At 43.0% G+C, this 13,156-nt stretch carries 14 protein-coding genes; 6 read left to right on the plus strand and 8 right to left on the minus strand.

The window, feature by feature from the left end; all coding sequences use genetic code 11:
* On the plus strand, positions 1-222 hold a 222-nt coding region (locus FBQ94_RS10300; protein WP_285442119.1), incomplete at its 5' end, for a hypothetical protein.
* Between the two features lie 12 nt (positions 223-234).
* Entirely contained in the window at positions 235-1,212 is a 978-nt protein-coding gene (locus FBQ94_RS10305; RefSeq protein ID WP_007222944.1) for a hypothetical protein, read from the plus strand.
* A 480-nt stretch (positions 1,213-1,692) separates the two neighbouring features.
* Here the strand turns inward: FBQ94_RS10305 and FBQ94_RS10310 are convergent, their stop codons facing one another.
* Genes FBQ94_RS10310 through FBQ94_RS10325 form a run of 4 tightly spaced genes read right to left on the minus strand, consistent with a single transcriptional unit; the run spans position 1,693 to position 5,338 of the window.
* Positions 1,693-2,664, minus strand: coding sequence for an efflux RND transporter periplasmic adaptor subunit (locus tag FBQ94_RS10310; RefSeq protein ID WP_007222943.1), 972 nt, complete (start codon positions 2,662-2,664; stop codon positions 1,693-1,695).
* On the minus strand, positions 2,657-3,526 hold the full coding sequence (locus FBQ94_RS10315; protein ID WP_007222942.1) for an ABC transporter ATP-binding protein: 870 nt from the start codon (positions 3,524-3,526) through the stop codon (positions 2,657-2,659). The genes FBQ94_RS10310 and FBQ94_RS10315 overlap by 8 nt, the downstream gene beginning before the upstream one ends.
* Positions 3,510-4,664: an ABC transporter permease gene (locus FBQ94_RS10320; RefSeq protein ID WP_007222941.1), complete on the minus strand. Its 1,155-nt coding sequence runs from the start codon at positions 4,662-4,664 to the stop codon at positions 3,510-3,512. Before FBQ94_RS10320 ends, FBQ94_RS10315 begins: the two co-directional genes overlap by 17 nt.
* Positions 4,661-5,338 (minus strand): CerR family C-terminal domain-containing protein, encoded by a 678-nt coding sequence (locus FBQ94_RS10325; protein ID WP_285442120.1) that lies wholly within the window; start codon positions 5,336-5,338, stop codon positions 4,661-4,663. The genes FBQ94_RS10320 and FBQ94_RS10325 overlap by 4 nt, the downstream gene beginning before the upstream one ends.
* Positions 5,339-5,524: 186 nt before the next feature.
* Between FBQ94_RS10325 and FBQ94_RS10330 the strand changes: the two genes are divergently transcribed.
* The 3 genes from FBQ94_RS10330 (at position 5,525) to FBQ94_RS10340 (ending at position 8,060) form a co-directional block, all read left to right on the plus strand.
* The gene (locus FBQ94_RS10330) at positions 5,525-6,208 is read left to right on the plus strand and encodes a phosphoribosyltransferase (protein ID WP_007222939.1); all 684 of its coding nucleotides are present in this window, start codon (positions 5,525-5,527) and stop codon (positions 6,206-6,208) included.
* 166 nt (positions 6,209-6,374) lie between these two features.
* Positions 6,375-7,040, plus strand: coding sequence for a dienelactone hydrolase family protein (locus FBQ94_RS10335; RefSeq protein WP_007222938.1), 666 nt, complete (start codon positions 6,375-6,377; stop codon positions 7,038-7,040).
* A gap of 42 nt (positions 7,041-7,082) precedes the next feature.
* Positions 7,083-8,060 (plus strand): CapA family protein, encoded by a 978-nt coding sequence (locus FBQ94_RS10340; protein ID WP_007222937.1) that lies wholly within the window; start codon positions 7,083-7,085, stop codon positions 8,058-8,060.
* Positions 8,061-8,066: 6 nt separating this feature from the next.
* Here the strand turns inward: FBQ94_RS10340 and FBQ94_RS10345 are convergent, their stop codons facing one another.
* Positions 8,067-9,449 carry a hypothetical protein gene (locus tag FBQ94_RS10345; protein ID WP_007222936.1) on the minus strand — a complete coding sequence of 461 codons (1,383 nt, stop codon included), beginning with the start codon at positions 9,447-9,449 and terminating at the stop codon, positions 8,067-8,069.
* A gap of 472 nt (positions 9,450-9,921) precedes the next feature.
* On the opposite strand from FBQ94_RS10345, the gene FBQ94_RS10350 reads away from it, so the two are divergent.
* Positions 9,922-10,095 carry a DUF1328 domain-containing protein gene (locus FBQ94_RS10350; RefSeq protein WP_007222935.1) on the plus strand — a complete coding sequence of 58 codons (174 nt, stop codon included), beginning with the start codon at positions 9,922-9,924 and terminating at the stop codon, positions 10,093-10,095.
* Between the two features lie 384 nt (positions 10,096-10,479).
* Here the strand turns inward: FBQ94_RS10350 and FBQ94_RS10355 are convergent, their stop codons facing one another.
* The 3 genes from FBQ94_RS10355 to murQ form a co-directional block, all read right to left on the minus strand.
* On the minus strand, positions 10,480-11,184 hold the full coding sequence (locus FBQ94_RS10355) for a DUF3568 family protein (protein ID WP_007222934.1): 705 nt from the start codon (positions 11,182-11,184) through the stop codon (positions 10,480-10,482).
* A gap of 157 nt (positions 11,185-11,341) precedes the next feature.
* Positions 11,342-11,731 carry a DUF3568 family protein gene (locus FBQ94_RS10360; RefSeq protein WP_007222933.1) on the minus strand — a complete coding sequence of 130 codons (390 nt, stop codon included), beginning with the start codon at positions 11,729-11,731 and terminating at the stop codon, positions 11,342-11,344.
* Between the two features lie 387 nt (positions 11,732-12,118).
* Positions 12,119-13,027 (minus strand): N-acetylmuramic acid 6-phosphate etherase, encoded by a 909-nt coding sequence (gene murQ / locus FBQ94_RS10365; protein ID WP_007222932.1) that lies wholly within the window; start codon positions 13,025-13,027, stop codon positions 12,119-12,121.
* Between the last annotated feature and the right edge of the window lie 129 nt (positions 13,028-13,156).

Raw genomic sequence — 13,156 nt, forward strand, 5'->3', positions numbered from 1 at the left:
ACCCTTATTTTTCAGGCTTTTTCAGCCATACGGTCCTTAATTTCCTGGTATTTGGCTACTCTTGGACAAATTTATCCTATTTCTGCGCAACTTATGTGGAGATACGTGACTTTTGTCTACACTATTCCTGCGTTATTGAATTTCCATTTTCTTTATGTTCTGAAATGTAATGATTTCTTTATGTGCTCTGAGGCTAGGTTTCCCTGGTACTTTAGTATCTGAAAGGAGATCAAAATGTTCGGTTCATCGATGATCGAAGTTGCAATTGGTGTAATTTTTATATACCTATCGTTGAGTCTGGTATGCACTGCTGCCAATGAATTGATCGCTTCATTAACAAAATGGCGTGCAAAAACCCTTGCAGAAGGAATACGAAATCTTTTGCAGTACGACAAAGGGATGGAGCATCAGTTATATAATCATCCTCTCGTGAGAGGATTGTACCGCAAAGGGAAAATGCCATCATACATACCATCACGAACTTTTGCTATTGCCTTGATGGATATTGTTATTCCTCATCACGATCCTGAAAATCCTGATCGTTCAAGAACATTGGATAAAATTCGTGATGTGGTCGGCAGATTAACGGATGATAGGATCAGCAAGGACTTGAAAGAAGTGCTTCTTGTTCTGATGAATGAGACAGAGAGCAATCTTATAGAATCAGGGCTTGATATCAAAAAAACAGAAACCGCCCTGAATAAGCTGCGGGAAAATATTGAGATTTGGTTCAATAACTCAATGGAACGGGTATCTGGCTGGTATAAGCGAAAAATACAAGTACTAACTTTTGGATTGGCGCTCTTGTTTACGTGTGTACTAAATGTTGATACCGTATCGATTACCAGGAGTCTCTCAAATGATTCTACATTGCGCGCCGCGCTTGTTACAATAGCTGAAAAGTCTAACCGGAAATCTTTTCCTCCGGCAGATGGTAATAAAGCGAATACTGGCGCAGCTTTTAAGGAATTCAAGAAGGAAATTGCCGAACTACAGCAACTCGGAATACCGTTAGGCTGGAATATTCCCGGCAGTAAACCGGCAGGATGGGGATGGCTTACAAAGATATTAGGGTTACTGTTGACGGCAGGCGCTGCCTCCCTTGGCGCTCCGTTTTGGTTCGACATCCTTAATAAATTTGTTTCCGTTCGCTCAACGGGTAAAGCGCCAGAAGAGACGCCAAAGTCTCCAAAGGAAGAAACGAAACATTAGGTTTGCGCCTTTGATGATTACTTCCTAATTTTAGATTATATAAAAAGGTTAACGATTCATGGTCATTGTGTGCAAATGAGACGTAAAACGCAAGATTTTACGTCTCTTGCAGGGGAATAAAAAAGTCCCCTCACGGAAGGGGACAAGCGTTGTCCCCTGCTGGCGGGGGTGAAGGGCATATGCATCAAGCTAAAGTAGGTAGGTAAACGGTGAAGAATAACAAACCACCTGTAATCCCTCCTGATCCCCCTTTAAAAAAGGGGGAAATATATGGATGTTTTAGAAAAGGAGGAAATCCCTCTTTCCCCTCTTTTTAAAGGGGGGTTAGGGGGGATTAGAGGGAAATATGGACACACATTGCTCTTTCTCCAAGGGGATAGCCTCCTTTTTCATGGAACATTATTCTTAGCTTGATGCATATGGGGCAAGGGGGTTGTCTTTAAGCGCCATATGCCGTGTATCTAAAAAGTCGCCGAAGGCCTATTTTACTATCCGGTCGTTATTACTTTTTAAACTCAATTGATCAGGCGCTTCAATGAACACATCCATCTGCTGACCAACAAAAACAGGCAAATCGGTGTGCTCAAAGCGGTAAATGACCTGAAGGACACGCGTATCTACCCGCTCGGTGCTATCTCCGGTGAGGGACTTTTTCGGGATGACATAAGGCTCAAAACGTACAAATTTTAAAGGTGTTTTTACCTCCCGGTTACCTCGTAAAAAAGCCACTGCAGGCGATAGAGGGCGAACCCGCCATGCATCGTTTTCATCCACATCAACGCGAACGTGCAAGGGATCGGTATTGCCCATAAGGATAAGCGGTGTTTGGGTGACTCCCGCGGGAGCAAATTCTCCGGGGTGAATTTTTATCTGCAGGATTTCTCCGTCGACAGGTGCGCGCACAATGATCCTGTCAAGATTCACCTTCGTCTCTTTTATCTGCGCCTTTGCTGATGTGACTTCGGCCCGTGCCTGAGCTAATTTTGAATCGGCAATCTGCACAGCATAACGGTGCCTGTCAAGTTCATCAACGCTGATGACTTGTCTGCTTGCTAAAATTTCTGCTCTGCTTAGTTGGTTCTGCTCATCTGCCAGCGAGGCCTTTGCTACCTTAACGCCTGCTTCTGCCACATGCAATGCCATGGTTCGTACCGTTAGTTGCGCCTTCAGCTCCCTGTCATCAATCTTGAACAATGGATCTCCGTCTTTAACCCTGGTACCAACAGAAACATAAATCTCTGAGACAACACCATCTATGAGTGTGCCGATAGCAATGTTTTCAGTATTTGCCTCAACGATACCGGCGCCTGCTACAGATGAGGTAAAAGGCGGGGCAGCAGGTTCAACAACAGGCGGAGCGGCAGGAATGGCTCTGTTGCCATTGATAACCGTTAGAATGGCGAATCCTATGCCGAATACGGCAAGGATGGGAAGCAGGTATTTTCTAATCATGGGAAACTCCTAATTCTTTTTTTTCATCCGATATATAACGGGGTGTATTTGTTACCGAAATAATGTGGCCGTCATCCATTTTAGCAATACGGCTGGCGAATTCGAAAATACGCGCATCATGGGTAACAACGATTAACACGCGATCAGTGCCAACTGCTACCTGACATAAAAGCTCCATGACCTTGTGTCCGGTTTCGTGATCAAGCGCGCTGGTAGGCTCGTCACAAACGATAAGCCTTGGATTATGCACAATTGCCCGTGCAATGGCGACCCTCTGCTGCTGGCCGCCTGATAGTTCTTCCGGCAGGGAGAACGTACGGTTTCCCAGCCCAACGCGGCCAAGAATTTCCCGCGCCCTGTCAATTGCCTCGCGCCTCCTGACTCCGTTGATTAACAGGGGCACGGCAACGTTTTCAGCTGCCGACAGAGACGGGATGAGATTGAACAATTGGAAGACAAACCCGATATTTTGTCCACGGTACCTCGTTTTCTCATAACGGTTCATATGGGCAAAATCATGGTCAAATACCACGCATTCGCCACCGTCCCGATCGAGGACACCTGCAATAATAGAGATCAATGTGGTCTTGCCACTGCCTGAAGGACCAACGAGCATCATATGTTCACCCGTGCGGACTTCCAGATCCACACCGCTCAGGGCATGCACCTGTGTGTCTCCGGTCCCGTAGGTTTTCGTAATGCCTTTACAACGGACTGCAATAGTATCCTTATTTTTCATACGGTTAAAATCTTTATCCTTATATTCAGGAAGATGTTGTGCTAAATTTCTATTCTCTTGTCTGCGTAATCGGTAATTATACCTATGGTAATCTAAAAATACCTCATTAGCTCTTAAAGACAATTGCCGGTTCCAATCGTATTACTTTCAGCATGCTCAGTGCTGCTGAAGCAACGCAAATCAAAGTAACGGCAATCGCGCTAAAAAGCAGGAGCTGCCACGGCAGTTGGAAAGAGAGTTCTGTGCTGCCTGACATGAGACCTAGAGCCGAAGCGGCTCCGACCCCAAGCCCATATCCGATACAGCCAACCATAGTTGCCTGTAGCATGATCATTCGCAACAGCATACCATCCGAGGCGCCCATTGCCTTTAGTGTTCCAAAATAACGAAGGTTATCAAGGGTAAAGTTGTGAAATGTCTGTCCTGCGATAGCAATACCGACTATGAAACCGAGCACAACCGTAATCCCAAAATTAATAGGGATACCGGTGTATTTCATGTAATACCGGACGGTAAGCGTTATGAAATCTTCCCGCGTATATGCAGCCAGGCCGGTTATCCGCCGGATACGCTGGCATAGTTCATGAAAATCTTGCCCTGGTTTTGCTTTCACCAGTATGAATGACATCAGTTTGCGCTCACGGGGCGCAAAGATAGTCGCCCGTGAGAAGGTTGTATAAACAACCGGCTGCGACTGAAAAGTTCTCTGTACCCGGCAAATACCAACAACGACAGCGCGATGGTCGTTCAGCTCCATAGTATCGCCAATTTTCAGGGGTATACGCCTCCCATCCGGTAAAACGGTTGCCAGCTTGCCGGCAGCGCCGACAATATCAACAATAACGGCGTCACTGCGGCGGAGGTCTGCTAACCGTCCCTGCAGCATTTCCGGCGGACCACCGATTAACGTCTCATCATCAAGACCAATAAAATTACATGTCTGGAAAGTTCCGTTGGGAAGTCGGGCCTTCAGCAGCCCTTTATACATCGGGACCGCCCATGCAACGCCTTCCACGCTTCGAACGCGAAGTGATTCCGTTTCTTTTAACGGTTTGAGATCGTCAACGAATTGTATTTTTGGGTCTACCACCCATATGTCGGGAAGTGACGTATCCGTCAGGAAGCTGTACGTCCGTGTCATCAATCCCAGAAAGATTGCTGCTTGTTGGGTAATGAGCAGGGATGCAAAGGTTAATCCGATAATAATGCCCAGATATTTAGCCCGATTTCCGACAAGCATTTTTAATGCAATAAAATTCATTTTTTCTTGATCCGTAATTGCTTTTTGAATTCTTTTAAAGCTCCAAGCGAGAAACGGGTAATGTGATCCGTTAATCGTTCAATATCCTCACGACGGTATTTCTGGTCAGGATAGAGACGGTTGATTACGGGTCGTGCATGATGGTAAAAAACGCATTGGGAAACAATACTTCTGACGCATAGTTGAATGAATTCATTATTTGCTCTGAAATCAAGCAGTTCGCGCACAATCAACTCTAAGAGCTGTGAATTGGGGCGGATCTCATTTTCTACCAGCACATCAAGAGCGTGCGTCGGTTCAATCATCTCCCGTGCCATAAGCTTACCATGCCATGCAGGACGGCCTTCATCGAAGAAGCGGAGAAGAAACGACCGTATAAATGCCCGTAGCCGCTGTACGGCAGTTGCGTTATCACCCAAGCCAAGATTGGGAGGATATTTTTCGACTGCACATTGGTGAGTGTACTGCAGAACTGCCGAGTAAAGGGCCTCTTTATCATGGAAATAGTAGTTAACTGCCGCTACGTTTGCGTGTGCCCGCTTGCAAATCTCACGGATGGTAGCGTTCCGAAACCCAACGGTTGCGAATACTTCACCCGCTGCTTCCAAAAGTCGTTGTCGCGTCTTGAGATTAAGCGCATCAATCATAGTATGATCAGAATTTAAAATACTCATTTAAAACATAAGTATAAAACATATGTTTTAAATGTCAATATGAAAAATGTGCAGTAAACAGTAAATGGCGCCTGAACGGGATAGGGCTTCTTGAACAATATCGATAGTCTGTTTGAGATATTTTTGTAGAAATTTGTATTGACATATAACAGATAAGGTATATCTTCTAATTGAAAGGAGGTTATTATGAAAAATATTATTTTTAAAGATCGGCGTGATGCAGGGAGCAGGCTTGCTGATGAACTTACAAAACGTGGATACCGCAATCAACCGTTCATGGTATTGGGTATTCCACGCGGGGGAATTGTCGTTGCTGACGAAATTGCCGAAGCACTGTCCGCTCCTCTTGATGTAGTTATTGTCCGTAAAATCCGGGCTCCCTATCAGCCTGAATTGGGTATTGGCGCTGTAGTGGACGGTGACAATATCAGTATTATTAATGAAGAGCTGGTTCGCGCTGTAGGCGCCTCGCAAGAATATCTCAGAAGCGAGATAGCCTATCAGCGGGAAGAGATTGAACGGCGGCTGCAGTTGTATCGGGCCGGTCGGCCGTCTCCGGAAATTACCGGAAGGAAAATTGTTGTCGTTGACGATGGTATTGCAACGGGTTATACATTTCGTGCGGCATTAGAAGGTCTCCGCCGGCGTAATCCTGCAACGTTGATCGCTGCGGTGCCTGTTGCCGCTCAGGGGAGTTTGGATATACTGTATGATTTTGCAGATGAAATAATTTGTCTCAGCATTCCGGATTCATTTATCGCCGTAGGTGCGTGGTACCTCGACTTTAATCAGGTAAGTGATGAGGAAGCTATTGAAATTCTTCATCGTAACTGGGCTAAGTTCAAGCCTCAGAAACCGGTGAATGCCTGAAAGGGCTGAGGGAGGTAATTTTGAGTAGACACTCAGGATAAGGTGCGGAACGGCATTTCTACTCATATGCGCATATAATGTCGGTATTATGTATGGGAATCATGCCTTTGTTCTACGCAAGTGTTTTGAGTAGTTGTAAGCTCAGGAAAGGTAAGGTGGATGGAATATGAATCAATCAATAACCATAGAAAAGCACGAAAAGGAGGTTGAGATTCTTGCGGATACTGTGCGCCTCCAGGGTATTTTGGGTTTACCTCTCCGGACCAAAGGAGTGGTTATATTTGCTCATGGCAGCGGGAGTGGTCGTTTCAGTCCCCGAAATAATTTCGTTGCGCGGGTTCTCCAGGATGCGGGTATTGCTACATTACTGGTAGACCTGCTAGAGGAATCGGAGGCTATGGACCGCCAAAAGGTCTTCGACATAGATCTTCTCGCTGGACGCCTTTTAGCCAATACACATTGGGTACAGGATCAGTCAGAGATGAAAGATATGAGGATAGGTTTTTTTGGAGCAAGTACCGGCGCTGGCGCAGCGCTTCAGGCAGCAGCGCGTGAGCCGAATAAGATTGCGGCTGTAGTTTCACGCGGAGGACGCCCTGATCTTGCTATGGAGCATCTGTCGCATGTTCAGGCGCCTACCTTGCTTATTGCAGGGGGTGATGATAAACCGGTTATCCCGCTGAATGAGGCAGCATATATACGGTTGAAGTGTCCCAAAGAACTTGTTATCATACCGGGCGCTACTCATCTTTTTGAAGAACCCGGCGCGTTGGAAAAAGTTGCGCAATTAGCGCGGGATTGGTTTATCAAAAATTTTCTTCTGAAAATATAAAATTACCGCATTGTTCAATGTATTCGTTAAGAAAAAGTAACAATGAAATTTCTTTTCACCGGTGATGTAATGCTTGGCCGATTCGTTAACGAAATATTACAGGAAGAATTGCCGACTCATCCATGGGGCAATACGTTACCAATTTTTTGGGATGCTGATGTACGAATTTGCAATCTTGAATGTGTGATCTCCAACCGGGGTAATCCATGGACAATAACCCCCAAGGTTTTCCATTTCAGGTCGGATGCCAAAAATATTGAAGTATTGAAAGCTGCCGGAATACATATTGTTTCTTTGGCTAATAATCATACCCTGGATTATGAATATGAAGCGATGTTTGAGATGTTGAAGATTTTAGATAATGCAGGTATTCGTCATGCTGGCGCCGGTATCAATAGAAATGAGGCATCACGGCCAGCATTTCTTGAGACGGGGGGGATGAAGATAGGATTTATTGCCTTTACTGATAATGAGTCAGACTGGGAAGCAACGGAAGAAAAGCCAGGCATTTTTTATGTTCCTGTCGATACCGAAGATAACCGGGCGAAGAGACTCTTTGAGATTATCCGCAGCACGAAAAAAGAGGTACAGGTCTTAGTTGTCTCGGCTCATTGGGGACCAAATTGGGGAAATCTGCCTCAACCTCACCATATTCCTTTTGGTCATACATTAATTAATGCTGGCGCTGATATCGTCTTTGGTCATTCCTGCCACGTTTTTCAAGGTATAGAGATATATCTCGGCAAGCCGATTATCTACAGTGCTGGTGATTTTATCGATGATTATGCAGTTGATGAGAGAGAGCGTAATGATGAGTCTTTTATTTTTACCGTTGAGGTCTGTGATTCCCGAATTCACATGCTTCGGCTTTACCCAACTCTTATCAGTGATTTTCAGGCAACGTTAGCAACGCAGATTGATGCAAAAAGAATACTATTAAAAATGCAGCGGTTGTGTGCCGGATTTAACACATCAATCCGAAATAATGAAAAATGGCGGTATGGCGATATTTTCATTTAAACTATATTATGCTCCCTGAAACTTATATTCCCTGGGATCTGTAGCTTTGATTATAGCTGATACGGAACGCTGATTAAATCCTTTAAATCCCCGAGTTCTTTGCAAATTTTCTAAGTGGCTGCCTATGGTACCATTCCTGAGAAATGTTTCATATTGCGCCCTGGTAATAGCATTCTTCTCAAAAAGTTTGTTTAAGCGTTTTGGCTCTACCTTCCAGGTTTCGGCTTCTGTAAACGCTTGTTTCAAAAATTCAAAATAAGAAAATGGGTGCATGGTATTGATGTTTTGCCTTTTAAGATCTGTACGTATCTTTTCAAAATTGAATCGCGCTGCAAGGTGATGAAGACCTGCCTGCAGCATACTCTCTCCGTGGAGTTCTACCCAGAGCCCGACTGTTCCAAGCCGGGTGGTTTGTTCCAGATCGTAGTGAGAGAAATCTTTGCTTTTTTCCTCTTTCAGGAGATCGACATCAGTAAATAACACGATGTTGCATTGAGGATGTTCAAGCACCTGAGCGCCCCAACCGGCTTCCTCACCGGCAAAAAACTGTTCGCGGCATACGAATCCAAGGGTTTCAAAGATCTTTATAAGCCTCGTAAAATTGTTACGTGATGTACGATAGGTGTGATGGTCATGATTTCCCCATCCCAGCCCCACCCTGTCCTGGCGGGCTTTCTGAGTTTGCCCCGCACTGTTTTTTCTTTCCCAGTATACTCGTTCAGCCCTGAAAAACGCATCGGTTACCCTTGCAGGAGAGAGCTTTTTACAAAGGTTTTTTATCAGGAGCAAAGTTGCATTCATACCTTCCCCAGGGTCTTCAAAGTATCGTTGTCTGCAGAAAAATATTTCCAGGGCTTGTCTGTATTCTTGCGCATCATGCGCATTTGCCGATAGAAGGAAACCGTTATACCCTCTTCTTTCAACAGCCGAAAGAATCGAATTATCCTGATGAGAAATAACAGCTTTTCTGTAATGTCCATAGATGTCTCCTTCTATAGAAAAACCTTTTCCAAGCATCTGAATAAAATGATCCAATCTCTCTGGTTTCAGTATAACTTCCGTACATCTTCCTTTGGTAAGGAGGACAGGAAAGAAAATGGCGCCTGGATGCATAAAGACTTTCATATCGGGCGGCACCTCTAAGGAATCCATCCTCCGAAAGCCAAATTCATCAAGGGCTTTTTCACTAACGATATTTTCTGGTAAAACCATATGATCAATCCAATCAAAAAACAGTGTAGAGGTTTCGTGTTCGATGGAAGAGGAAAGTGTACGGGCAAAACTGTTGTTTTCCAGGAATGTACTAATATGCCGGATTAAGAAATTTTCAGCTTGTGGATAGAGTTCCCAATCGAAATTATGGGCATGATTACAATTTTCTGGCCTCATTGAAATCTCCATTTGATAGTATTGCAGCGAAGATTTACATGATACATTTATAGGAAATGCAGCTATTTTGCAAGGCTTTTTGAATCGTTATGCAATTATATTATAATATGGATGTGCAATATCAACAAGCAATAATTTTGGAGGTTATATTCACCCAACCAGATACGTGACATGTCACATATCTGTGGCGACACACCTGTGTGACAGGTTACATACTTGCTCTTTTTATTTCATAGTTTACCCTTTCTTTTGCAGCATATAGGTACTATTTTTGCCATAAAATATAATTAAACTGTTTTTTCTGTTTCATGGTATATCTTTTGATACAACCTTCCCTTACCTGTTCTTCAAATTAATGTATAGTAAATCACGATTATTTCTTGCGTGTTATTCTCTGTTTCTCAAATTAAGAATAAAGCAGGGTAAAATTTTATAAAGACTCATTGAATATTTATAGAAAGGAGACCTTATTATGCTTTACTGGGCTATTGTTTTTTTTATTATCTCTATTATTGCTGGTGTTTTTGGATTTGGCGGCATTGCAGCGGCAACCGCAGGTATTGCTCAAATCCTGTTTTATATCTTTATTGCAGTCTTTGTTGTTATGTTGATTCTTAGTTTGGTGCGCCGCCAGCCAAGGGTATAACAAAAAAGTATTGTATTACATGTGCATACTTTTACTTGTAGTCTCTCGATTTATATACATGTTTTTTCCCGTGATTACATGAGATCAAAGGAATATTTTACCATAATGTAGAAGGTTCTATGTATTCTGAGTAACAAGAAAGATCTTAAATAAAAGACCTTTGTTTCTCAGGATAAATAAACCCAATACATTATGGTAAATAGTAATATTGATTTTGTTTATATTACTCTCTCCACCACGTAAACAAAAATAAACCAGCGTGTCTTGCGGCAACCGATTTTTCTGTTTTCTTGTTTTCTGATATCATTTCTGAAAAACAGGATGGATAAGAATGTAAAATGCGTATTTACCAGGATAATCTTCTCTTTTCTATCCCCTGTAACCTTAAAAAAACAGGTTCTTTTTTATCCTCTTTAAAACTAAACGGGAAAGCGATTCATCCCCAAACGTTCCGACACGGATTCTCACTTCCGTCATCTCTTCTGATACCTTCCTGAGATTAATTTCGATCTTTTTGTCACCCGCCCCACGCGCAATCAAATTGGCAGCTAATGCATCTTTTTCTCTGCTCGTTACCGTGTATTCCAGGTCTTCTACGGCTTTCTGTGCGGCTTGCCAGGTTCTGTCCAGAGATACCTGTTCCATCGACCGTAATTCACCGAGTGTATATGCAGCTGTTCCGGCGGCGGCGGCATCACTGCCTATACCAAGGTTTTTCTTTAACCTCTCCAGGATCTGGCGGGAAAGCGATTCATCCCCAAAAGTTCCGACACGGATTCTTACTTCTGTTAAATCTTCTGATACCTTCTTGAGTTGTATCACAATTTTCTTATCGTTTGCTCCGCGCGCTATAAGCCTGGCTGTTAATACATCCTTTTGTTTGCTTGTTACGATAAATTCCAAATCTTCCATAGTTTTCTGGGCTGCTTCCCAGGTCCTCTCTAATGACGCTTCTTCCATGGACCTTAACTCACCCATGACGTATGCAACTGTTCCGGCTGCAGCGCCTCCACCTCTGAGAGCTGCACATCCGCCACCAGAGAGCAGGACGATTCCAAGCAATATAATGAAGGGCAATTTCTTCGGCATTATGATTAAACCTCCGTTCATAAGTAATTTTTAAAAGCAAATTATCCCAAAAGTTATCATAAGAAAGAGAATCTGAAAAGCGTGAGGTAAATAACGAGATAGTTAAGGAGTCGTTTGTAAATGAGTATCGCTATTCATGGGGAGAAAACTGTCATAATCAAAGGTGTTTCCTAACTCTTTCCAACAGTAACCGGGAGAGCGATTCGTCTCCAAAAATTCCTACGCGAATTTTAATTTCCGTTAAATTATCTGATATTTTTTTCAAATTAACCGTAACCTTCTTATCTTGTGCTCCATGTGCAATAAGTTTGGCAGAGAAGATGTCTTTTTGTTTGCTCGTTACGACAAATTCCAACTCCTGTATGGCCTTTTGTGCTGCTTCCCAAACTCTCTGAAGCGATGCCTCTTCCAGAGACCTTAAATCACCCTTTAAATATGCAATCGTCCCGGCGCCAGCGCCTCCACCGACTAAAAGGGCAGCACATCCGCTGCTGGATGATACAATAATGCCAAGTAAGATAATAAGCAATAAATTCTTTTGATTCACTTACGAAACTCCTTCACTCAGGGATGTGAATAAGATACTGTTGATGCTTTCGTATGATAAGTTCTCCGATATAATATAACTTTTATGGAATAAATCAAGATACTATACCATAGCCACAGGTCAAAATTTAATAAAATTATTAAAAAACCTGTTATTATGAATTTTGGAAGGTATTTTTGGATTTGAATTTGTGCTATGAGGGGTAAACATACTGAGCACTTCGGTTCAATTGAAAATAATTGAACAGGCAAAGGAGCGATGATGATTTAATTCAAAGCGGTTATAGATCAGGGTTTTTGCAGGGATGAACTTTATATCTACCTTCAAAAAATGATAGTTACTATGAATATTTCTCACTTTAAAATCCATGTTTCCGCAGCTATTATTCTAATATTTTTCTAAAACTTTTCTTACAAAACCATCCTGAGCATCTAATCTTTTTTTTGCTTCTGCATAGTCAAGAGTAAGTTTTTGCATAACAAGAGCAACTTTTACGTTACCAAAGGCGGCTTCTAACAATTTTTTGGCATCTTCCCGACCGATACCGGTAACGGTCATGATAATACGTTCTGCACGATCAGCAAGTTTTGCGTTGAGAACCCGTAAATCTATCATAAGATTTTCATAGACCTTTCCCATCTTAATCATGGCTGTTGTGGTTAGCATATTTAATATGAGCTTTGTAACCGTACCAGCCTTCATACGGGTAGAACCTGCTATGACTTCAGGTCCTGCAATTGGTCTGATAATGACATCAATATCGAAGTTCGGCGTAGTCTCCGGATTGCAGCACAAAAAGATTGTTTTTGCATTGCGTTTTTTCGCTTCGAAAAGGGCGCCCATAACATACGGGGTTGTGCCTCCTGTGGTAATACCAACAACAACATCCCGATGGTTTACCTCTTTTCGTTGAATATCATGTGCGCCATCTTCCGGTAAATCCTCGGCGCCTTCTATCGATTGAAATACTGCCTTCTCACCACCTGCAATGATGCCGGTGATCATATGAGGATTAGTGCCAAAGGTGGGAGGGCACTCGGCTGCATCTAATATACCAAGTCTTCCGCTGGTTCCTGAGCCAACGTATATAAGCCTGCCACCAGCCTTAAAAGCATCAACGATCAGGTCAGCAGCCTTTGCGATATGTTTCCGTTCTCTATGGATGGCCGTAAAGACCTTTGCGTCTTCGGCATTAATTATATCGATGATTTCCAGGGTGGTTTTGCAGTCAATATCGGTGGTACGGGGATTACGCTGTTCAGTTAATAGTTGTGAACGGTCCTTGATATTTACCATAGTAGGCGTATACTAACATCGGTAGTAAATATTGTCAAAGGAATATTTACAAAGGAGGGTATGCATGGTATAAATATTGATAATGATTTTTGCTTTAGAGATTGATTTACCATAGACTTGTAATGAAAA

Origin of the sequence: Candidatus Jettenia sp. AMX1, assembly GCF_030263775.1 — a bacterium.
GTDB lineage: Bacteria > Planctomycetota > Brocadiia > Brocadiales > Brocadiaceae > Jettenia > Jettenia caeni.

Coding starts and splice junctions, on each gene's coding strand:
- FBQ94_RS10305 (WP_007222944.1), top strand. CDS start 235: ATGTTCGGTTCATCGATGATCGAAGTTGCAATTGGTGTAATTTTTATA.
- FBQ94_RS10310 (WP_007222943.1), bottom strand. CDS start 2,664: ATGATTAGAAAATACCTGCTTCCCATCCTTGCCGTATTCGGCATAGGA.
- FBQ94_RS10320 (WP_007222941.1), bottom strand. CDS start 4,664: ATGAATTTTATTGCATTAAAAATGCTTGTCGGAAATCGGGCTAAATAT.
- FBQ94_RS10325 (WP_285442120.1), bottom strand. CDS start 5,338: ATGAGTATTTTAAATTCTGATCATACTATGATTGATGCGCTTAATCTC.
- FBQ94_RS10330 (WP_007222939.1), top strand. CDS start 5,525: ATGAAAAATATTATTTTTAAAGATCGGCGTGATGCAGGGAGCAGGCTT.
- FBQ94_RS10335 (WP_007222938.1), top strand. CDS start 6,375: ATGAATCAATCAATAACCATAGAAAAGCACGAAAAGGAGGTTGAGATT.
- FBQ94_RS10340 (WP_007222937.1), top strand. CDS start 7,083: ATGAAATTTCTTTTCACCGGTGATGTAATGCTTGGCCGATTCGTTAAC.
- FBQ94_RS10345 (WP_007222936.1), bottom strand. CDS start 9,449: ATGAGGCCAGAAAATTGTAATCATGCCCATAATTTCGATTGGGAACTC.
- FBQ94_RS10350 (WP_007222935.1), top strand. CDS start 9,922: ATGCTTTACTGGGCTATTGTTTTTTTTATTATCTCTATTATTGCTGGT.
- FBQ94_RS10355 (WP_007222934.1), bottom strand. CDS start 11,184: ATGCCGAAGAAATTGCCCTTCATTATATTGCTTGGAATCGTCCTGCTC.
- murQ (WP_007222932.1), bottom strand. CDS start 13,027: ATGGTAAATATCAAGGACCGTTCACAACTATTAACTGAACAGCGTAAT.